The 21,475-nt window shown below is 41.7% G+C and carries 22 protein-coding genes; 8 read left to right on the top strand and 14 right to left on the bottom strand.

Annotated features, from left to right (window positions below; all coding sequences use genetic code 11):
- Positions 1–498: 498 nt before the first annotated feature.
- Genes J3P43_RS13335 through tgt form a run of 3 tightly spaced genes read right to left on the bottom strand, consistent with a single transcriptional unit; the run spans position 499 to position 3,639 of the window.
- On the bottom strand, positions 499–1,413 hold the full coding sequence (locus J3P43_RS13335) for a DMT family transporter (RefSeq protein ID WP_255903190.1): 915 nt from the start codon (positions 1,411–1,413) through the stop codon (positions 499–501).
- A gap of 5 nt (positions 1,414–1,418) precedes the next feature.
- Positions 1,419–2,504: an LptF/LptG family permease gene (locus J3P43_RS13330; protein ID WP_255903188.1), complete on the bottom strand. Its 1,086-nt coding sequence runs from the start codon at positions 2,502–2,504 to the stop codon at positions 1,419–1,421.
- 4 nt (positions 2,505–2,508) lie between these two features.
- Positions 2,509–3,639 carry a tRNA guanosine(34) transglycosylase Tgt gene (gene tgt, locus J3P43_RS13325; RefSeq protein WP_255903186.1) on the bottom strand — a complete coding sequence of 377 codons (1,131 nt, stop codon included), beginning with the start codon at positions 3,637–3,639 and terminating at the stop codon, positions 2,509–2,511.
- 185 nt (positions 3,640–3,824) lie between these two features.
- Between tgt and J3P43_RS13320 the strand changes: the two genes are divergently transcribed.
- From J3P43_RS13320 to rsmG, 3 genes are read left to right on the top strand one after another with little or no spacing between them, the layout of a single operon-like run.
- Entirely contained in the window at positions 3,825–4,943 is a 1,119-nt protein-coding gene (locus tag J3P43_RS13320) for a glycosyltransferase (protein ID WP_255903184.1), read from the top strand.
- Positions 4,934–5,548 carry an RNA polymerase sigma factor gene (locus J3P43_RS13315; RefSeq protein ID WP_255903182.1) on the top strand — a complete coding sequence of 205 codons (615 nt, stop codon included), beginning with the start codon at positions 4,934–4,936 and terminating at the stop codon, positions 5,546–5,548. The genes J3P43_RS13320 and J3P43_RS13315 overlap by 10 nt, the downstream gene beginning before the upstream one ends.
- Positions 5,505–6,170, top strand: coding sequence for a 16S rRNA (guanine(527)-N(7))-methyltransferase RsmG (rsmG, locus tag J3P43_RS13310; protein ID WP_255903180.1), 666 nt, complete (start codon positions 5,505–5,507; stop codon positions 6,168–6,170). The genes J3P43_RS13315 and rsmG overlap by 44 nt, the downstream gene beginning before the upstream one ends.
- Positions 6,171–6,226: 56 nt before the next feature.
- On the opposite strand, the gene J3P43_RS13305 is transcribed toward rsmG, so the two are convergent.
- Together J3P43_RS13305 and J3P43_RS13300 are read right to left on the bottom strand one after the other, a co-directional pair.
- Positions 6,227–7,621, bottom strand: coding sequence for a M56 family metallopeptidase (locus tag J3P43_RS13305; RefSeq protein WP_255903178.1), 1,395 nt, complete (start codon positions 7,619–7,621; stop codon positions 6,227–6,229).
- Positions 7,618–8,013, bottom strand: a complete 396-nt coding sequence (locus J3P43_RS13300; protein ID WP_255903176.1) for a BlaI/MecI/CopY family transcriptional regulator — start codon at positions 8,011–8,013, stop codon at positions 7,618–7,620. The genes J3P43_RS13305 and J3P43_RS13300 overlap by 4 nt, the downstream gene beginning before the upstream one ends.
- Positions 8,014–8,138: 125 nt before the next feature.
- Here J3P43_RS13300 and dprA point away from each other — a divergent pair, with 125 nt between their 5' ends.
- Entirely contained in the window at positions 8,139–9,233 is a 1,095-nt protein-coding gene (dprA, locus tag J3P43_RS13295) for a DNA-processing protein DprA (RefSeq protein WP_255903174.1), read from the top strand.
- Here dprA and J3P43_RS13290 read toward each other — a convergent pair.
- From J3P43_RS13290 to J3P43_RS13270, 5 genes are all read right to left on the bottom strand, one after another.
- Positions 9,230–9,727, bottom strand: coding sequence for a SixA phosphatase family protein (locus J3P43_RS13290; protein ID WP_255903172.1), 498 nt, complete (start codon positions 9,725–9,727; stop codon positions 9,230–9,232). The two genes, dprA and J3P43_RS13290, sit on opposite strands and share 4 nt — an antisense overlap.
- A gap of 62 nt (positions 9,728–9,789) precedes the next feature.
- Entirely contained in the window at positions 9,790–10,395 is a 606-nt protein-coding gene (locus tag J3P43_RS13285; RefSeq protein WP_255903170.1) for a porin family protein, read from the bottom strand.
- A gap of 70 nt (positions 10,396–10,465) precedes the next feature.
- Complete coding sequence (locus J3P43_RS13280; RefSeq protein WP_255903168.1) at positions 10,466–11,122, bottom strand: porin family protein; 657 nt, start codon at positions 11,120–11,122, stop codon at positions 10,466–10,468.
- 30 nt (positions 11,123–11,152) lie between these two features.
- The gene (locus J3P43_RS13275; protein WP_255903166.1) at positions 11,153–12,121 is read right to left on the bottom strand and encodes a glycosyltransferase family 9 protein; all 969 of its coding nucleotides are present in this window, start codon (positions 12,119–12,121) and stop codon (positions 11,153–11,155) included.
- Positions 12,118–13,791 carry a DNA polymerase/3'-5' exonuclease PolX gene (locus J3P43_RS13270; RefSeq protein WP_255903164.1) on the bottom strand — a complete coding sequence of 558 codons (1,674 nt, stop codon included), beginning with the start codon at positions 13,789–13,791 and terminating at the stop codon, positions 12,118–12,120. Before J3P43_RS13270 ends, J3P43_RS13275 begins: the two co-directional genes overlap by 4 nt.
- A gap of 137 nt (positions 13,792–13,928) precedes the next feature.
- Here J3P43_RS13270 and J3P43_RS13265 point away from each other — a divergent pair, with 137 nt between their 5' ends.
- Entirely contained in the window at positions 13,929–15,032 is a 1,104-nt protein-coding gene (locus J3P43_RS13265; protein ID WP_255903162.1) for an AI-2E family transporter, read from the top strand.
- 50 nt (positions 15,033–15,082) lie between these two features.
- On the opposite strand, the gene sppA is transcribed toward J3P43_RS13265, so the two are convergent.
- Positions 15,083–16,846, bottom strand: coding sequence for a signal peptide peptidase SppA (gene sppA, locus J3P43_RS13260; RefSeq protein WP_255903160.1), 1,764 nt, complete (start codon positions 16,844–16,846; stop codon positions 15,083–15,085).
- 75 nt (positions 16,847–16,921) lie between these two features.
- Here sppA and folK point away from each other — a divergent pair, with 75 nt between their 5' ends.
- The gene (gene folK / locus J3P43_RS13255; RefSeq protein ID WP_255903157.1) at positions 16,922–17,413 is read left to right on the top strand and encodes a 2-amino-4-hydroxy-6-hydroxymethyldihydropteridine diphosphokinase; all 492 of its coding nucleotides are present in this window, start codon (positions 16,922–16,924) and stop codon (positions 17,411–17,413) included.
- A 10-nt stretch (positions 17,414–17,423) separates the two neighbouring features.
- Entirely contained in the window at positions 17,424–17,804 is a 381-nt protein-coding gene (locus J3P43_RS13250) for an Hpt domain-containing protein (RefSeq protein ID WP_255903155.1), read from the top strand.
- An 11-nt stretch (positions 17,805–17,815) separates the two neighbouring features.
- Here the strand turns inward: J3P43_RS13250 and J3P43_RS13245 are convergent, their stop codons facing one another.
- The 3 genes from J3P43_RS13245 to rho form a co-directional block, all read right to left on the bottom strand.
- Positions 17,816–17,911: a phosphoribosylformylglycinamidine synthase subunit PurS gene (locus tag J3P43_RS13245; protein ID WP_255904035.1), complete on the bottom strand. Its 96-nt coding sequence runs from the start codon at positions 17,909–17,911 to the stop codon at positions 17,816–17,818.
- 72 nt (positions 17,912–17,983) lie between these two features.
- Complete coding sequence (pssA, locus tag J3P43_RS13240; RefSeq protein ID WP_255903153.1) at positions 17,984–18,682, bottom strand: CDP-diacylglycerol--serine O-phosphatidyltransferase; 699 nt, start codon at positions 18,680–18,682, stop codon at positions 17,984–17,986.
- A gap of 51 nt (positions 18,683–18,733) precedes the next feature.
- Complete coding sequence (rho, locus tag J3P43_RS13235; protein ID WP_255903151.1) at positions 18,734–20,341, bottom strand: transcription termination factor Rho; 1,608 nt, start codon at positions 20,339–20,341, stop codon at positions 18,734–18,736.
- Positions 20,342–20,556: 215 nt separating this feature from the next.
- Between rho and pyrF the strand changes: the two genes are divergently transcribed.
- On the top strand, positions 20,557–21,381 hold the full coding sequence (pyrF, locus tag J3P43_RS13230; protein WP_255903149.1) for an orotidine-5'-phosphate decarboxylase: 825 nt from the start codon (positions 20,557–20,559) through the stop codon (positions 21,379–21,381).
- Positions 21,382–21,475: the final 94 nt, after the last annotated feature.

The raw sequence follows: 21,475 nt of genomic DNA, 5'->3' as shown, positions 1-21,475 counted from the left end.
CCGGGAATCGGATCAAAGGTAAGTTTTAATTATATACATTCAGACCCGCTTAAAAGTTCCGTGTGTTTATGCGGTCATTGCACACTCCCCTCCTACGTTATCGGTCGGGTGCTGAATTATGTTTCGGGCGGATTTCGGAGGATCTCCAATTTGTACAATGTTGCTCAGCGCGGACGGTCCCTCTGGCGCGCTGTCGTATTTCTTCGTTGTTTGGAAGTTCGCAAGGTCTTCCATCAAAACGAAAGGATGAAGTGATCTGCTTGCAGACCGGGTAATTCGAGTCGCGATTTTTGTTTTGTGGGCTTCTGAAAACGGATTGGTTTCGGGCTGGTCGGTACTGCCGGTCTAGCTGCTGATTTGGTTAGGAGAGAAGCACCTTCGGTCGGTGACGATGTGCCGGCCTGTCCATGCCAACCGAGCGGAAGAGTCGTGCTTTAGTCGGGTTATAAAATAAAGCTTAGTGTATTTTTTTGTTTTTTAAAGGTGCTGTTTTTAGTCTTAGACCAGGGGTGCGTGTTTCTTAAGCTGTCGTTTTTCGCTTTTGTTTTTTAGAAGGGGATATAGGAATATTGCTGTCAAAATTATGACAGCGCCCGCGTAAAATCCTGGCGTCATCTGTTCCTTCTCTCCGAAGAAAATCAGGCCGAGAATAATGCCATAGACCGGCTCAAGATTAGTGATCAAAGCTACCCTGAAAGCCGATAAATATTTCATCACAGACACCCCTGCAACGTATGCTAAAGCGGTGCAGATGGTGCCCAGAATTAACAGGTAAATCAGGTCTGGAGATCCAAGATTCATCTGCTTGTTGAAGCCATTTGTAATCAGTAAAAAGAGCGAAATCCAAAACCAGGCGCCTATCAGTTCATAAAAACTAATAACACTGGCCGGCCGGTTTTTGATCTGTTTGGAGTTGATGATTGAAAACAGGCTTGCACAAAGCGCGCTGGTAAGGCCTAAAATGATGCCGGTGGTGTATTTGCTCTCAAACTCAAAAATCATGTATATGCCGCTTATAATCGCTAATCCAGTGAAGATTTCGAGTTTGGAGATTTTTTGCCTGTTCAAAATTGGCTCCAGAATAGCGGTGAAAAGTGTTAATGAGGAAAGGCACACCAGGGTAACCGATACCGTAGACGACTTTATGGACTGAAAAAAAAGAATCCAGTGGGCTCCTACAATCGCTCCTGTGAAAAACAGTTTTAAGAAGGTTTCTCGGCTTATCCGCAGGTTCGTCTTAGTTGCCCTGAAATAAGCATATAGCGTTATAAACGCGATAAGAACCCTGTACCAAACCAACTGGGTGGCCGTGATGGTGATCAGAGCGCCGAGGATGCCGGTAAAACCCCATACAAATACCGTTAAATGCAATACTAACAGATTGCGTTTAAGATGTGAACCGGAACTAGTCATGACCTTTATTTCGGTGCTTTAATCAGCAGGTAGACGCCAAGCAAGCCAAAAGCAATATTCGGAATCAATACAGCAATTATCGGAGGCAAACCTCCTTTCAGGCAGAACATATTAGAGAACTGTATAAATACAATATATGTAAAACTTAAGAAAATCCCTATTCCCAGGGGCAGACCTATGCCGCCGCGCACCTTTCTGGACGAGAGTGCAACGCCCATCAGCGTAAGCACAAAAGCAGAAAATGGATAAATAAAGCGACGGTATTTCTCCAAAAGAAGCTCGTCCATGATTCCCGCGCCGCGGATCTTTTCTTTTTCAATGCGGGTGTTTAGTTCCTGCATGTTCATGGCTTTGGTGAGATTGTCGTAGATTTCAAAATCTACCGGCCTCATATCCAGACTGGTGTCTTTGCTGGCGCCGCTTATCATGTTTTCTTTCAATCCCCTCACTTTTCTAACAGAGAAGTTTTCCAGTTTCCATTTATGCTTCACCGAGTCCCACAGAATCCGGTCAGCAACAGTTTTTTCTACCAACTCGTCTCCATTAAACTTCTCGAGCGAAAACCTGTATCCTACTTTCTGATTATTATCAAAGTTTTCGATATATACATAGGTGTTCTTATTCAATTGCAAGTGTGTGTACATCTTAGTGTTATCCGTTTCCGGGTCGATATACACGTTTTCGAACTCTACCATTAACTGGTTCGTTTCCGGGATGATGAAGATGTTGAATACCAGGGTGACAAAAAATATTACGAATGATGAGATGAAATAAGGCCAGAGGAAGCGGTAAAAGCTTACACCGCCGCTTAATATGGGTACTATTTCGGTCTGATCAGCCATCTTTGCAGTAAAAAAGATCACTGCGATAAAGTTTATTAAAGGAGATAAAAAGTTAAGATAAAATGGAACAAAGCCAGCATAATACTGGAATATAATTTTTGAAACCGGTGCATCATATTTAATGAAATCATCCAGCCTCTCAGAGATATCAAACACTACAATGATGACAGAGAAGATTACCATGGTGAACACAAATGTTCCCAGGTATTTCTTGATAATGTACCAATCGAGTAATCTAATCTTTAACATTATTCTATAAACGTTGTGATAGCTGTTTTATCATTTTAGACTTCCAATCATAAAACTCCCCCGATATTATCTTCTCACGGGCCTCTTTTACAAGCCAGATGTAGAAATGAAGGTTATGAAGGGTAGCTATTTGCGCCCCAAGAATCTCTTTTGAGATGATTAAATGTCGCAGATAAGCTTTGGAATAGTTCCGGTCAGAAAACAAATCGCTGTCTTCTTCAATCGGACTAAAGTCGTCTTTCCATTTCTCATTCCGCATATTCAGAATTCCGTTTTTGGTGAAGAGCATACCGTTTCTTGCGTTTCGCGTCGGCATAACACAATCAAACATATCTACCCCTAGGGCAATGTTTTCCAGGATATTGACCGGTGTACCTACCCCCATAAGATATCTGGGCTTCTCGTACGGCAAAATATCGCAGACTATCTCTGTCATAGCATACATCTCTTCTGCCGGTTCGCCTACTGACAAGCCGCCGATAGCGTTCCCTTCCCGGTTAAAAGAGGCAATCACTTCCGCCGATTTCTGTCTTAAATCTTTATATACAGAGCCCTGAACGATGGGAAATAAGGTTTGAGAATATCCATATTTCGGTTCGGTAGTATCAAAGCGGTCGCAACATCTTTTTAGCCATCGGTGAGTCATGTCTAATGATTTCCGCGCATAATTATAGTCGCAGGGATACGGGGTGCATTCGTCAAAAGCCATTATGATATCGGCCCCGATAACACGCTGGATATCCATTACATTCTCGGCGGTGAACAGATGTTTAGAACCATCTATGTGCGAGCGAAAAGTAACTCCTTCTTCCTTTATTTTGCGCACTTCGCTCAACGAATAAACCTGGTAGCCGCCGCTATCGGTCAAAATTGGCCTGGTCCATCCGTTAAATTTATGCAATCCACCTGCTTTCTCCAGAGTATTTAAACCGGGCCGGAGATACAAATGATAAGTATTACCCAAAATAATATCGGCTTTAATATCGTCTTCCAGCTCCCGCTGATGGACTGCTTTTACCGTGCCGGCCGTGCCCACAGGCATAAAAATCGGCGTTTGAATCGTTCCGTGGTCGGTTGTGATTTCGCCCGCTCTTGCTTTCGAAAACTTATCGGATGCTTCTAGTCTAAATCTCATTATAAACCTGCGAAAATACTAAAAATACAAAGGTCAGCCTGATTTAAAATGTCAAATATTGTTAAAGCTGTCAGCGAGCGGAAGACGTGTGAAAAAAATGCTGAATTCCTGCTAATCAATTAAAAAAGCCGCTTAAATTATGCTGAAATTTTAGAACTTTGCCCATCCCGTTTAACGAAAAAGTATTGGCAGACAATCTATATATAGCAGCCTTTCTATTGCTGCAGGTGGCATTTTGGGTTCAACTATATTTTATCACGATTATTAATTCGCGCTTCAGTAAGTATAAAGCTGTAGATGAGGAAATTCTGATTAAACGGCCCGTTACCGTGATCATATGCGCCCGCAATGAGGAAAAAAACCTTGAAAAGAATCTGCCACTAATCCTTGAACAAGATTATCCTGAATTTGAAGTAGTGGTAGTAAACGATTGCTCGGGTGATGAATCGCATATGGTATTGCGGGGATTTGCCTCGCTTTATAAGCGTTTAAAGGTGGTTACGATAAATGAGCATGAGCGCTTTAAACACGGAAAAAAGTTTGCCGTTTCGCTTGGGATCAAGGCTGCAAGCAACGAGTATCTCTTGTTTACGGATGCCGATTGCGAGCCTCAATCAGTCCATTGGATAGAAAAAATGCAGCGGCATTTTAAAAACAGTACCGAAATAGTATTAGGATACTCGCCATACAAGATCTATCCCGGATTTTTGAACCGTCTTATTCGTTTCGAAACGTTTATGACAGCGATGAACTACTTCTCGTATACTCTTGCTTCGAAAGCATATATGGGAGTAGGAAGAAATATGGCGTACACGAAGTCGCTGTTTTTCAAAGGCAAGGGTTTTGCTTCTCACATGCATATCCCTTCGGGCGATGATGATTTGTTCGTAAATCAAAACGCCCGGCCCGATAATGTATCTATTGAAATTCACCCCGATACGCATGTCTGGTCGGAACCCAAGCGTAGTTTTTCCGCGTATTTTACGCAAAAAATCCGGCATATGGGAGCCGGGAAAGCTTATAGATCGGAACATAAGCAAATGCTTTCTCTTCAAACGGGTTCGGCAATATTATTCTATCTGTCTATCATTGCTTTGATAATATTGAAAGCCCAGTGGTGGATGTTACTTTCTTTTTATTTGTTGAGGCTGGTCGTGCAACTTGTTGTGTTTTACCCCGTTCTGAAAAAGTTAGCTTATAAAGACTTAATTTGGCGGGTTCCCGTTTTGGATTTGAGTTTTAATTTTTATATACTAGTGCTTAGCATAGTTTCTTTATTCAAGAAAAAAGTTAAATGGAAGTAAATCCGAATTTTTCAGCAAACGCTGTAAACGATTTTAATCTGGTGATGAGAGCCAAGGAGGGCGACCAGAAGGCATATGCTGAGTTGATGCAGCGATACAAAGATTCGATCTATTTTATGGCACTTAAAATGGTGAATAATAAGGACGATTCGATGGATCTTACTGTCGAGACCTTTGGAAAAGCTTTCGAGAATATAGATAAATATAAGCCCGACTTTGCTTTTAGCACCTGGCTGTTTCGGATTGCTACTAATAATTGCATCGATTTTATTCGCAAAAAGCGGTTAAAGATGGTTTCTATCAACTCTATGGTGGATGATGAAGGCGATGAGCGCCCGTTGCAGATTAAAGCGGATACCCTAAATCCTGAGGAAACCTCCATCAAAAAACAGCAACAGGAGCAATTAAAGATCATTGTTGATAAACTTCCCCAGCGATATAAAACACTTATCATTTTAAGATACTTCGAAGAACAGTCGTACGAAGAGATTGCTCAGCAATTAGACCTGCCTTTGGGAACTGTTAAAGCACAGTTATTCCGGGCCAGAGACCTGTTGCATAATGTTCTTAGCAGGCGAAAGAAAAACCCAGGCAGTGACTTCTGATATCATTTATAAGTATTTTCCCGGCTTAAGCGCCAAACAAAAACAGCAGTTTGACAAGCTTGAAGAATTGTATCGTTTTTGGAATGCGCAAATCAATGTTATTTCCCGAAAGGATATCGATAGTCTCTATCTACATCATATTTTGCATTCGTTGAGCATTGCAAAGGTGATGCCTTTTTTACCCGGGGAAAAGGTTCTGGATGTTGGAACCGGCGGTGGATTTCCCGGTATCCCATTGGCGATTTTATTTCCAGACACGCAATTTCACCTGGTGGATTCAATTGGGAAAAAGATCAAAGTGGTACAGGAAGTTTCGAAGGGAATTGGCTTGGAAAATTTAGTATCTACCCACGCCCGCGCCGAGCAAATTGATGATAAGTTTAATTTTATTGTTTCGAGGGCGGTAACTCAACTTAAGGATTTCTATCCCTGGGTGAGGGGTAAGTTTGCCAAAAAACCATTGAACAAATTGCCCAATGGTGTATTGTATCTCAAAGGAGGTGATTTACAGGAAGAATTGAAAGATTCAAAGCTTAATGAAGTCCATCTTTACCCGCTTTCTGAATACTTTGAGGAAGACTTTTTTGAGACGAAGTACGTGGTGTATTTTCCTGCTCAATAAGCTTCTTCCGGACATGATTTCATTAACGTTCGCTTTTTTAAAACAAGCGCTAACTCTTATTGAACAGGAGCAGCTTGAATCGTTTCAGATTTATTCTGTTCTTTCGTCGGAGTTCCCTTAAAGCTTTTTGACTTTGGGTCTACCGGAGGAGGTGGCGGAATGTCCTTGTTTAAGCGTATGTTCATAACTGGGGGCGGCGGCGGGGGTACGCTTTTTCGGTTTGAACGAATAGTTACAGATGATTTTGGCCTATCTGGTTCTACGGGTGGGGGCGGAGGTGGGGCCAGTTCCTTCGGTTGCGGCTCACCAACTTCGATTATTCTCACCTCTTTGATTGGCTCGTTGATTCGAACTTCTTTAATCCGCTCATCAACTCTCACCTCTTTAATTTGGTCGCCGGTTACTGCTTTTGTCACTTTTCGCCCTTCAACTGGCTTACTCTTCACGACTCTGGGAGGTGGGAACTTTACATTTTTTATCGTAGGCTTGGGCATAACTTTGACCGGATTCTTTTTCGCTGAAGATATTTTCGACGGAGAACTGGTATTGATAGCAGTCTTTTTCACCGTGTCCTGATACGCTGTTTCTGCAGGCATTAAATCAAATATCCCGTAAGGCTTACTGATTGAAAATGCCGAGACACCCAGCATACAAGGTATCAGTAAGGATAGGAGACCGTATTTCAGCCTGGCTGTGTCTCCCGATTTTTTTTGACCGAGTTTCATAATTCTACTCTTTAATAGTGATTGATTAAACATTTGATTACTTAGATGCGGCAGATTGCTGCCGTAGGAGTTTTGAATCAGGAACATAGCATAATCTGGGGCTCCAAGCTCATCTTTAGACACGATCTCATCTGCAATAAACTCATGAATTGCCTTGATATCAGTTTTGAGGAGTGCGATTACCGGATTAAACCAGTTTGTAATTTGAACAAGTTCAATGAACAAAATGTCAAGTGAATGCCGTTGGCAAATATGTACCAGTTCATGTTTCCTTATTGTATTTTGGTCATGCTGTTCGGGATTTATGAACAGGTAATGGAAGAATGAGAACGGAAGATTCTTTGCCCGAATCTGCACCTCTTTGAATCTGCCGTAGGCAATCACCTCACCTGATTTTACCAGCCTCGAAATACCATAAATCTGGCTAGCCAGACGTAAAAGAAGTCCGAATACTATCGTCGAATAAAAATAAAAAGCTATTTCCCAAAAATCTACGCCAGTACTCTCGGCAGATAATGCTGTCGCGGCAGTATACGTCTGCACCGGTATAACGCCCCGTACAGCACTTAGATCGATAAAGGGTAGCAAAAATGATAAGGCGGTACCTGTAAGCAGGTAGAATCTGTTTAGCGAATAAAAAGTCTCTTTTTGAAGCAGAACTTTATAGAATGCATAGAAGATTATCAAGTATGCATTTGCTTCGATAAAATAATAAAATATGCTCATGACTTTTTGTTTTTTAGTTGTTCAACCAGCTTGGTGAGCTCATCAAGCTCCTGAATATCCATCTTCTTTTCGTTTACCAGAAAGGATACAAGGTGTTCGTAAGAGTTATCGAAATAGTTAGTGAATATTTTATCAAAGGCGAAGCTCTTGTATTCTTTTTCTTCCACGATCGGGAAGTAGACATGCGAGCCGCCATAAGCTTTGTGATCTACAAAACCTTTTGTTTCTAACACCCGGATCACGGTTGATACCGTATTATATGCAGGCTTCGGCTCGGGCATCTCTTCAATGATGTCTTTAACTATCGATTCTTTTAACTTCCATAGAATTCTCATCACCTGTTCTTCCGCCTTAGTTAATTCTTTAATATGTTTTTTACTTTTATCTTTCATGACTGAAACCCTACCTGAACTATTTTTATAGTTTGCTTAATATGAAGGTATGAACTATAAAAATAGTTTGCAAACTATTTTTATAGTTTTATTGTAACTGTTTGTAAATCAATTAAAAAAATAAAATGTCGCTCTTTCATCAAATTGCTTTAACCCTCATTCCCGGAGTTGGGTCTGTTAATGCACGGCTATTGTTAAAGCACTTCGGAACTGCAGAAGATTTGTTTAAGGCGAAGAAATCTCAGTTGCTGGCGATACCCGGAATTGGAGAGAAAACCGCTGCCAGTATTTTACAGCATGACTTTTTTGAGCGGGTAGAACAAGAGCTCGATTTTGTAGAGAAATACAAGATTCGGACATTTTTTTATACCGACCAAGATTATCCCAAACGGCTCAGGACATGTTTTGATGCGCCCACTTTACTGTATTATAAAGGTAATGCTGATTTAAACAGTACCAGAGTAGTAAGTATAGTGGGCACCAGAAATGCTACATCCTATGGCCGGGAACTTACAAATGCACTCGTAGAGGAACTTGTTAAGCATAATGTTTTGGTGGTAAGTGGTCTTGCCTATGGGATCGATGCGATGGCTCATAAGGCATGTTTGAAACAAGGTATTCCTACGGTTGGTGTTGTAGGTCACGGGCTCGACAGAATTTATCCTGCCCAGCATCGCTCACTAGCCGAAAAAATGGTGAGCAGTGGAGGCCTTCTTACCGAGTTTCCTTCGCAAACAGTTCCTGACCGTGAAAACTTTCCGAAAAGAAACCGCATTGTTGCCGGAATGGCCGATGCTACGATCATTGTCGAAGCCAGCCTCACCGGGGGCGCACTTATTACTGCAGAACTTGCTAATTCATATAATAGAGACGTTTTCTCGTTTCCGGGAAATATAAATGAAAAGTTCTCGGCTGGTTGCAATTTCCTGATAAAAACCAATCGTGCAAACCTTATAACAAGCGCAAAAGATTTGGAATACTTACTGGGTTGGTCAGGTCCGGAAGTAAAGGAGGAGAAAGTTCAACTAAGCTTTCCTTTGAACTTATCGGGTGCGGAAAAGAAAATAGCCGACGTATTAACGAATAACGGCCCCACCGGTGTAGATGACCTTGCTTTGCAGACTCAATTGCCTCAGAGTAAATTGTCTATTACTATTTTAGGGCTTGAAATGCAGGGGATTATTGTCGCTCTACCCGGGAAGATCTATAAACTGGTTTAATCGTTTTCGTTCTTAGGGAAATCATACAGTTTTTCCGAGCCGGTATCCTGACTTATCAGCTTCCAATCATCAAACGGAAATTCTATCAGGATCATTCCGCAGGTTGGCATATCGTAAACCGCAGTATCACAAAGATTGATCGCCAGATTTGTCATGCCGGGATTATGACCAAACATCGCTACAAAATCATACGAACTATCTAGGTTGTTAATCACTTTCAGTAGCGCAGCAGCCGAGGCTTCATAGATTGCAGGTTCTAATTCAATCTGAGTTTCATCAATCCCCAATGTATCTGCGAAATATTTTGCTGTGGTGAGGGCTCGCACTGCCGGGCTGCTCACAATAAGCTGTGGAATGAGATGTTGGGTTAGTAACCGTTCGGCCATTTCGGGCGCGTCTCTATGGCCTCTTTTGTTTAAGGGACGGTCGAAATCGGATTTGGCGTTACTGCTCCAATCGGATTTGGCATGGCGAACTAATAATAACTGTTTCATTTCCAGTAATAAAAAAAAGAGGCATTTTAATGATGCCTCTTTTCAAATAAACGTATTTTATTTTAGAATAAAAATCCCAAAGAAATTGAGAATACTTTATTTTTTACGGATATGTCTCCATCCTCTTCGGATGCGTTGGAGATGTTAGCCAGCCCTAAGCCGTAGTTTACGTTTAATAGCAGCCCCTGACTTAGCTCAACCCCGCCAAGGAAATTAAGTCCCAAATCACCTCTTTTATATCCTTCATCCGAGAAAATATCTTCATCATTCTCAATATCTCCTTTTGCTTTGGCAGATATGCCGTAAGCAAAATAAGGTCCAGCGCCTACGAAAAACTTGCCGAGCGCCGGAACTGGGAATTTAGCAACTACATTCACTGGAATGTCGAGATACAGGAAGCTCATATCCGCGTCAACACCGCCTGCATCTAATCGGAAACCTTTACCGGAAATTCCTAGTGCCGGCTGTAAAGAGAGAGTTGGACTCAACGGGTGATCAATCAAGCCATGTAAGTGGAAGGATGTTAAGGACGATGGAGTGAAACTGGCCCCCTCTGATTTGAATTCCTGGTTTGCAAAATTTACACCCGCTTTTACTCCAAACTTAGTTTGTGAGAACAAAAACGTAGTGCTTACTAATAAGGCAGCTGTTAATAAGAGTTTTTTCATGTTGATTTTTATTTGTGATAAATCGGCCCGAATGTAAGTTTATTTTTTAGAATTCGGGGAGATCAAAAATTTAAAGAGTGATTCCTATAGAAAAAGCTAATACTTTATTTTTCATCATCTCTGATGGACGTGGCGATAGATTCGACAGGCTTCTGCTGTAAGTAACGCCTAAACTCAAGTTTCCATCCAGCTCATAGCCGGCTAAAACGCTCATCCCAAAGTCTAATTTTTCCATATCATGTGTTTCGTCAGAACCATAATTTATCCGATAAGTGGTAGTATTATTAGACGACTTGTTATTAATGGTATAACTTCCTTTTATCCCTAATGCACCGTAGGGGCCACCGCCTGCAAACAGTTTTCCTTTTCCTTTTCCTATTTTAACTTTTAGTAAAGCATTAAGTGGAACTTCGAGATATAGAGGACTTATTTCAACCATATCCAGCGCTCTGTCTAAGATGGCTCCTTTTTGCAGGAGCGATATACCCGGCTGAAGATAAATCCTTTCACTAAGAGCAATGTCGGTCAATGCAGTTATATGAAAAGAACTTAAAGATGAGGTACTTTGCCTGGAATTATCAATTTTATAATCCTGACCCGAAAAATGGTATCCGAGTTTAAATCCAATTCTGTTTTTTTTCTCAATGAACTCCGCGTTGTATTCGTTTTGAGCAAACAGAGAAGCCGCAATCAGTATCAGTCCGGTCAATAGTACAAGCTTTTTCATCAGAAGGAGTTAGTTGCCATGTGAATAATGTTAGTTGTCAGATCTATCTATAATAGTGATCGAGTCTGTTCTTTGCTCATTCATGCATTTAAAGTGTCCCAATGGGCATTTCTCGTAACCTATCTTTGAGCATGGTCTGCATTTTAAACCTTTAACCTCCAGCATCTGATGCCGGGACACCTTGTAAGGGTACATCCCAAATTCGGGAACAGTATTTCCCCATACCGAAATTATGGGCTTATCGAAAGCCGCCGCTATGTGCATTAATCCGGTATCATGAGAGATTATTTGTTGAGCGTTCTTCACAAGAACAGCAGATTGTTCCAGACTATATTTGCCACAGCCATTGAATACATTATGAGGCGAGCCCTGGCGAATTTCTTCGCCACGTGCAGCATCTTCTTTTCCACCCAGCAGTACTACAGGTTGCGATAATGTTTTACAAATTTCGATAAGTTTATGAACCGGTAAACGCTTTGTGGCGTGTTGCGCTCCGATCACCAATCCGATATATTTTTGATGAGTATCTGGAAGCAGGGATTCCAGTTCGTGTTGACCGGAAAAGAAATAGTCGAGGCCTTGTCCATCATTTTTAACATCCAAAAACGCTACAGTATCCAGATAGCGGTCCACAATATGTTTTACGGGAAGGATATTTACCTTAAAATTAACAAGCAGGAACTTTTTTAGATTAAGCTTATCAAACGACCGGGCTTTCACATCTAACTGCAGTTTAATCAGCCGGGTTCTTAGGTTATTGTGAAGGTCGATGATGTAATCGAAGTTCTCGGCTTCAAGTTCTTTAATGGTAGTTGAAAGTGTACCGCTAAGCAGATGTAACTTATCGACGTACGGATTGCTGTCTAAAATTGAAGCAAAAGATTTTTTTGTCAGATAGTGGATTTCTGCACCATCTATTTGCTGTTTCAGGCAGCGTATTACAGGGGTTGTTAGAACGATATCTCCGATAGAACTGAAGCGGATTATTAAGATCTTCAAAGTTTTCTTTTTTGAAAGTAGGTGTTTATTTCCTGCAGGTTTAAGGCATTGAGACATTTGTCGGCAGAAACACCGCCTTTGCGGGCAGCCAGCAATCCGAAATGCATATCATAAAAGCCGTTGTTACTATGCGCATCCGGGTTAACCGAAAGCATCACACCCTTTTCCAGTGCGTATTGATGCCATCGCCAGTCCATATCGAGACGCAGGGGATTTGCATTAATCTCAATTACCACGCCATTAGCTGCACAAGCATCAATTACTTTTTTAAAGTCCACCGGGTAGCCGTTTCTGCTCAGCAAAAGGCGTCCGCTTGGGTGACCGAGAATGGTAGTATACGGACTCTCTATGGCGGTAATTAAACGGCTGGTTGCCTTTTCTTCGGTCATTTTAAAAACCGAATGAATAGATGCAACCACAAAATCGAAGGTGGCTAAGATCTCGGGCGCATAGTCCAGCGAGCCGTCGAATAAGATATCCGACTCGATGCCTTTAAAAATTTTAAAGCCGTTCAGTTTTTTATTTAAAGCATCTATTTCTTCGTGCTGGGCTAACACCCCTTCTTCATACAAGCCTTTTGCGTAAAAAGCCGATTTAGAGTGGTCGCTGATGCCTAAGTATTCAAGCTTGAGCTCGTCTCTGCAAAATACAGCCATTTCTTCCAGGGTATTTACGCCATCGCTCCAGGTGCTATGGTTATGCAGAGAGCCCTTTAAGTCTTTCCATTGCAGTAGCGCAGGCAGCTTTCCGGCATCGGCCAAAGCAAATTCGTTGCGGCCTTCTCGCAACTCAGGTTCTATAAAAGGCAGCTTAGCCATGGCATAGATTTCGGCTTCTGAAGAAGCTTTGACTGCAACATTGCCTAAACGTTTTTGTAATTCTTCAATATGTGCTTCAGTACCTGTTTGAAAAGCCAGCTCCGCTGGAAACTGCTCATCCTGGCAAAAATTGAAGTATACTTTTATACCGGATGTGTTTTCTGCCTCGATGCGGCGCTCTTTAACGTCCACCACTTCGAGTGTTGAAACTTCGCTAATGCTCTTTTCAATTTGAGGAGAGAGAGGTGCGCCTATCAGAATGTCCAGGCCGTCAATAATCTCACATTTCCTGCGATAATCGCCAGTAAATGATATTTGTGTATTAGTGATCACTTCTTTTAGCCTTTTTAGCAGATATTCGGCATATTCTTCAACCTGGGCGTATAAATACCGACCGTTGCTCGCCATCTTAAATTCAATGGCTTTTTTAATCTCTTCCTGCGTTTTCGCACCGAAGCCTTTTGCTTCAATCAGCCGGTTTTCATTACATGCATAAAGGAGTTCGCCGATATCTTCAATCTCCATATCCTTCCAGATGGTAAGCACCTTTTTCGGACCCAGACCTTTAATTCCCATTATTTCGATAACTCCGCGGGGCGTTTTTTCATATAACTCTTCCAGTTCCCCGATTGTCCGCGTTTGAACGAGCTCCCAAACTTTTGAAGCAGTGCTTTTTCCTATTGCGCTTATCTGCTCCAATTCGGCAAGCGATTTATTTGCAAGCGAAAATGGAAGTTTGCCGATGGTATAGGCGGCGCTGGCCAACGTTTTTACCTTAAAAGCATTTCCGTCATGCAATTCTATCAGCTGGCTCAGCAGCCTTAGTGTTCTGGCTATGGTTTTGTTTTCCATTGTGAACTGTAAAAATAGCTATATTATGGATTACCTGTTCAGGCAAATTTCTGTTAGCAGCCGAAATTATCTCCCCGTGAAACCCATTGGCAATATCAGGTTAAAAACTTTCGCGAGGTCGGTTTGTTGGTCATGTATTGAGAAGTAAATTAACTATATCGAAAGCTCTTCAGGTCCTGCTGCTGGTGTTTCTAGTGATTGCAGGATTGTATTATGCCCGCACCTTCTTAATCCCGATAGCGTTTGCGGGTATCATCTCCATGCTTCTGGTTCCGCTAGGCCGACGTTTGGAGGGGCGGGGATTAAGCCGGGGTTTTTCCGCTGTCGTTTGTCTCCTTGTTTTTATTCTTTCCGTGTCAGGAATCATAGCGTTGCTGGTATGGCAAATCAGCGATCTGGCGAAGGACTTTTCGCAGCTCGAACAAAAACTTACCCAGGCTATTGAGCAGTTAAAAGGTTTTTTTAATCAAAAGCTTGGAATACCACATGCGGAGCAGGAAAAGATAATTCAACAACAGCAGCAGTCCGGGCAAGGCAGCGCCTCAAAAATGGTGTCGGGAGTGATGGGGGTTTTAGTCGATATTATTCTGGTATTAGTTTATACCTTTCTGTTTATCTACTTCCGCACCCATTTACGGACGTTTGTGATGAAATTAACACCGGCAGATGAACACGAAAAAACAAATAAGATTATAAATGATTGTGGTCAGGTAGCCCATAAGTACCTTACGGGGATGTTTATGATGATTGTGTTGCTCTGGATTTTGTATGGAATAGGTTTTTCTGTTGCAGGTGTACCGAATGCCGTATTTTTTGCGGTTCTATGCGGTGTTCTCGAAATTGTTCCGTTTGTGGGTAATCTCACCGGTTCTGGTATTACTTTTATAATGGCTCTTAGTCAGGGTGGTACCACAGTGGCAATAGGCGTTGCGATAACCTATGCTCTTGTTCAGTTTATACAAACATACATTATTGAGCCATTGGTTGTGGGCGGGGAGGTTAATATAAACCCGCTGTTCACTATTCTTGTGCTGATACTTGGCGAAGAGCTGTGGGGAATCCCCGGAATGGTACTGGCTATCCCCTTGCTGGGGATAACTAAAATTGTATTTGACAATGTTGAAGCCTTGAAGCCTTACGGATTTTTAATTGGCGAAGAAAAGAAAAAACGTTCGGGCGGATTCATTGATAAAATAAAAGGATGGTTTAACCGGACCGAAAAAAAAGAAAAGCGTCCATAGCGCTTTGTCGATCAAGCGTCAGAGGCTTGTCTCTGACGCCTTTTAAGTAGTTATTTTACAGAAATCGTATAAGGCAGTCTGGCCTGTATCCCGGTAAACTTTAAAGCTGATTTCAGCTGCTCGAAATACTGATATTGCTCTCCCATTTCTTTTTTGGCAAAATAGTCTTTCAATTTATCCTCCGATGTATCGAAAATGGATTCAAAAGGATCTTTCTGAGCCGGATAATCAACCAGTTTGTAATCAGTTAGCTTCGCCATTTTCGCTGCAGACCGGATAGCCGCATCAATATTACCGAGTTTGTCTACCAAGCCGATTTTTAAGGCTTCAGTTCCGCTCCATACCCGGCCCTGCCCGATACTGTCTACATATGATTGTGGCTTTTTACGGCCATCGGAAACCCTTTTAGTAAAGGTATTGTAAATACGATTTACCTCGTTTTGAATAATTAAACGTTCGCCCTCGGTAAGAGGACGCGAGATCGATCCCAGATCTGCAAATTCACCGGTTTTTACCCGGTCGAAAGTGATCCCCAACTTGTTATTGAAGAACTTTTGCATATTCGGTATTATCCCGAATACACCAATCGAGCCTGTAATTGTATTGGGTTGGGCAAAAATGGAATCGGCACCGCAAGCAATATAATATCCCCCTGAAGCAGCTACATCACCCATCGAGACGATAACAGGCTTCACTTTTTTGGTCAGAACTACTTCCCTCCAGATAACGTCTGAGGCAAGGGCACTTCCTCCTGGCGAATTGATCCGCAACACAACCGCCTTTACTTTTTTATTGGTACGCGCGTCTCTTATTGCTTTTGAAATCCGCTCAGAACCAATAGTCTCGTTATCGCCTTCTCCTCCAATTATCTCGCCATTGGCGTAAACAACCGCAATTCTGTTTTCGGCTTCCGAATCGTCTGAGGTTTTATTCTTGCTGTAATCTACCAGCGACACAATTTTTATGTCTTTGTCTTTTTCAATTCCGGTTCTGGACTTTAACTCGTCGATAATCTGGTCTTTGTATCTTAATCCATCGGCAAGCTTGTATTTTACCGCATCTGCGGCTTGCTGTACTTTTAATTGGTTGGCTATTGCGAACAGAGAGTCTTTCGGGATTTTCCGGCTTGAAGAAACCGAATTAAGGAAATGATCATACATCGAACCGAGGAAGGACGTTACCTGCTGCCGGTTGGCATCGCTCATTTTTTCCAGGATAAAAGGCTCTACCGCACTTTTGTAGGTACCGACTTTTATGATTTGTGCTTCGATTTCGAGTTTATCTAAAGAGCCTTTGAAAAATGCAAGCTCTGTCCCCAGACCCTTAAATTCAAGGAGGCCTTCTGGATTCAGATAAATCTTATCAGCAACGGAAGCTAAATAATATGCCCCTTGCGAATAAACTTCACTGTAAGCCAGAACGAATTTTCCCGATTTTTTGAAGTCGATTAAGGCATTTCTGATCTCCTCTGAAGTTGCCATCCCGGCTTGTACGGAGCTTAAATCGAGGTAAATCCCTTTTATTTTTTCATCTGTTTTAGCGCGTTTCAGGCTAGCCAGGATATCGTTCAACCCAATTGCTTTATTGTCGAATCCCGCAAAATCCAACTGATCGAATGGATTCTTTGACGAACGTTCCTGAATCGGGTGGTCGAGCGACATATGAATAACCGAGTTGGCATGCACCTTTACCTTTTCATTGTCAACAGATGCAATTATCGCCGCTAAAAACACTATCAATAAGAGAAAAATTACAAAAAACGATACAAACACGCCCAGTATCGAGGCAAAAACCATCTTAAAAAATTCTTTCATCTCTTCAATTCTATAATCATACAAGTATACAATTAGATATGAATATATTTGAAACGTTACAGGGCTATTGTGTTTATGCAAGATATATTTTTACTTCTCGGAAGTAACTTGGGAGATAGAGAAAAATACCTCTCTGAGGCCGTTCGATCAATTAGTGAGCTTATCGGAAGGGTACACAGGCAGTCGTCGCATTACGAAAGTCGTGCATGGGGCAATACAGAACAGCCCGATTTTATTAACCAAGCAGTTTGTATCGATTCAAATATGTCTCCAATGAAACTTTTAGAGGCGATTTGGAGTATAGAGAATAAATTGGGAAGGGAGCGCGGCACCAAATGGGGGCCGAGAACTATTGATATAGATATTTTATTTTACGGTTCAGATGTCATTAATACACCCGAATTAACCATACCGCATAAATTATTACAGGAAAGGCGGTTTGTATTGATGCCTCTTGCAGAGATAGCGGCGGATTTTAAACATCCAAATTTGAATAAAACTATCGCCCAATTATTAGATGATCTGACAGATGATTTGTCTGTGAAGAAATTAACAAAATACTATTAACTTTACTCTTATGCCACAAGATTTAGATCCAAACAACCTGCAGATAGATTTAACTTATTTAAATGAGATTGCTGGGGGAGACGCAGAGTTTATGATCGATATGATTGACATCTTTATCGAGCAAACACCCGAATATACCGATCAGATTATAACTGCTATTGCCGCTAAAGACTGGAAAACAGTTGGAGATGTTGCCCACAAAATAAAGCCGACACTAGCATTTATGGGTGTAAATCATGCTAAGGAGCAAATGGCTTCAATAGAAAGCCGTGCGCGTACAGAGAGCGATCTGGATACAATTGCTGAAGATTTCGCAGAAGTAAAGGCAGTTTGCGAATTGCTTTACGGCGGTCTTGAAAAAGTAAAGGCGGATTTGCAGGGTAGTCTCTGAGCCTGCTGCTTCTAAAACTCGTAGCTTTCTATAATCAAATTTGCCGGGAATTTCTTACAGCCGGTATCGGCCTTTTTACGGGCAGTCGTTTCAGACTCTGCATCAATTTCCAGGGTAAAATTACCTATCCTTCATTTCGGATGTCTTTTAGAGCATAACGTTCATTTCTTCAATGAATCTCATCGCACTACTCGAAATTGAATTATTGATAAAAGGATATATAAAAAAATAACTACCGGAACGGCCACAAATTTAAAAATCAGGATCAAAAGCACTGTCAGAATTATTAAAATGTAGCGGTAAACGTTGTCGTTGAAACTTAGGCTTTTAAACTTTAACGACATTAAAGGGATTTCCATCACCAGCAAAATGCTCATTCCTAAGCTGAATATGAAGAGGAAAAAGGCATTCAAAATATAATCTCTCAGAAAAAAATTATCTCCTGAAATAATAAGAGGTAACGAAGCGATCAGCAATGCATTTGCCGGAGTGGGAAGGCCGAGAAAATTCTCTTCCTGCCTGGTGTCGATATTGAATTTAGCAAGACGGAGGGCAGAAAACACAGCAATGATGAATGCCGAGTAATTTATATAGTTACTCAGCATGCCCAACTGTGGCGCCTGTAAGAATAGCTGGTAAACAATAACCGAGGGCAAAACGCCAAAACTTACTATATCGGCAAGCGAATCTAACTGTTTTCCTAATTCGGAAAATGCTTTAAGGAGTCTGGCGATATAGCCATCAAGAAAGTCTAATCCGGCCGCAATTGCTATCGCATACGAAGCACCAATGAGATTTTCATTGAATGCTAAAACGATACCAATACATCCTGACAACAGGTTTAAACAAGTGATAGCATTAGGGATGTGCTTTCTCATAGTGAAGAAAACAAAACAGCGGCAAATTTACCTCCGCCGCTGTTTTGCTATTTATGAATTCATCGAAATGAGGAATTCCTCGTTAGTTTTTGTACCTCTCATCTGCCCTAGTAAAAACTCCATGGCCTCCTGAGAGTTCATGTCTGCCAGGTGGTTGCGAAGAATCCAAATACGCTGTAGGGTGTCTTTGTCGCTTAGTAAATCATCTCTTCTGGTACTTGAAGCAGTAATGTCGATAGCCGGGAAGATACGTTTGTTGGATAGCTTCCGGTCAAGCTGAAGCTCCATATTACCCGTACCCTTAAATTCTTCAAAGATAACCTCATCCATTTTAGAACCGGTATCAATCAAGGCTGTCGCCAGAATAGTTAAAGAACCGCCATCTTCAATGTTACGTGCGGCACCAAAGAAACGTTTAGGTTTGTGTAAAGCATTTGCATCCACACCACCTGATAAAATTTTACCAGAAGCAGGTGCAACAGTATTATATGCTCTGGCCAAACGGGTGATAGAATCAAGAAGGATTACTACATCGTGCCCGCATTCAACCATACGTTTAGCTTTTTCAAGAACGATATTGGCTATTTTTACATGGCGCTCTGCCGGTTCGTCGAAAGTAGACGAAACAACTTCTGCACGAACACTTCTGGCCATGTCTGTTACTTCTTCAGGGCGCTCATCAATCAAAAGAATGATAAGGTAGACTTCAGGATGGTTTTTCGCAATTGCGTTCGCTACATCTTTTAGTAAGATGGTTTTACCTGTTTTTGGTTGAGCTACAATTAGTCCACGCTGGCCTTTACCGATGGGGGTGAAAAGGTCCATAATCCGTGTAGACTGATTGCTGGCATCCATAAAGAGGTTTAATTTCTCGGAAGGAAACAGCGGGGTTAGATAATCAAACGGAACCCTGTCTCTAACCTCGGCCGGGATACGACCGTTGATGGCTTCAACTCTAACTAAAGGAAAATATTTCTCACCTTCTTTAGGAGGTCTGATGCTTCCTCTTACCGTATCGCCGGTTTTTAAACCAAACAGCTTAATTTGAGATTGAGAAACATAAATATCATCCGGTGAGGTGAGGTAATTATAATCCGAAGAACGCAGGAAACCATATCCATCCGGCATGATTTCAAGAACTCCCTCATTCGCTATTACATTGTCGAAATCGAGATTAGTAGCAGGAGCTGGCTCAGCGGATTTACTTTCGCCCCTGGGCTGTACATTGCCATTGTTTGCTCTTGGTTTCTCAAATTTCTGGAACCTCTCGGTCTTCGGCTCTCTGGCTGCTTGAGAATCTTCAGTTTGCGAACTACCCTCTTCAGCAGAAGATTCCTCTGCCGGAACGAAAGCTTCCTCATCAGGCTCAGGAAATTCCAGGACAGGAGAATCTTCCCTGGTATTAGGCACCGGACGTTCTGGAGCATCAGCTTTTGAGCGCAGCGTTCTGATCCTTTTGCGTGGTTTTTCTTCCTCGCCCTGAGGTGTTTCCGAAGTCGGAGTATTTTGACGAGCAGCCTCAATGAGTTCTTTTTGCTCTATGATTTTAGTGATTAAATCTGGTTTACGTAAACCGTCGGCGTTCTCTACGCCGAACGAACGTGCAATCTCACGAAGCTCTGAGACAAGCTTGTCGTTCAATTCATTAATTTCTACCATTCAATTGAAATATTATTATCGGATTTTATTTTGTAAGAGTTTATCCCGCTCAGGAAGAGAAAATTATTGTGTTTAAGAAATACAAAGATTTTTCCTTTTGAGAGGATAACATTTGAGATAACGTGACAATTTTACTGCATTAAATCGAATTAAACAAAAATTAAAATTTTATTTTTTCACAGGTAAGGTTTTGGTTACTTTGAGGCACATATAATATGGACCGTAAAGCACTAGTAAACCAGATCAGGTCGAAGAAATCATTTCTTTGTATCGGACTTGACACAGACCTTAACAAAATTCCGAAACATTTGCTTGAATTAAATGATCCGGTTTTTGAATTTAATAAGCGGATTATCGATGCAACCAAGGAATTCTGCGTCTCTTATAAAATAAATACCGCTTTTTACGAGTCGCGAGGGGTTAAAGGATGGGAAAGTTTGGTGAAAACCTGGAAATATCTTCCTAAAGATTGCTTTTCTATAGCCGATGCAAAACGGGGCGATATCGGGAATACTTCTGAGATGTATGCCAGCGCATTCTTTAACGAAGCTTCGTCTCAAATGAGCTTTGATTCTATAACAGTAGCTCCATATATGGGTGAGGATTCGGTAAAACCTTTCTTAAAGTTTGATGGCAAATGGGTTATCCTTCTGGCTTTAACGTCTAACGAGGGAAGCAAGGATTTTCAGAACCTTAAGGTGGGTTCGGATATGCTTTTCGAAAAAGTGGTCTGTAAGGCGAATGAATGGGCCAGCGATGAACAGTTGATGTTTGTAGTGGGCGCTACCCGCGGAGAGGCTTTTCTAAATATAAGAAAGCAGGCTCCAACAAACTTTTTACTGGTTCCGGGTGTGGGCGCTCAAGGCGGGAGTTTGGAAGATGTTTGTAAATACGGAATGATCCGGGATTGTGGATTGCTGGTCAATTCATCACGTGCCATCATTTACGCCTCGTCAGGGCTTGATTTTGCCGAAGCCGCAGCTGCCGAAGCGCAAAAAGTCCAGAAGCAAATGGAAAATGTACTCCAGGCAATTTTTTAGCTATCCTTATTCCGCTTTCTTCTAAATAGCTGAGTATAATTCCTTTTATGAATTTATGATGATTGCGATCAGGGTTTAATTTTTATATATATTG

It is taken from the genome of Paradesertivirga mongoliensis (assembly GCF_024436395.1).
Classification (GTDB): domain Bacteria; phylum Bacteroidota; class Bacteroidia; order Sphingobacteriales; family Sphingobacteriaceae; genus Paradesertivirga; species Paradesertivirga mongoliensis.
This window is presented reverse-complemented; position numbering and strand designations above follow the sequence as displayed.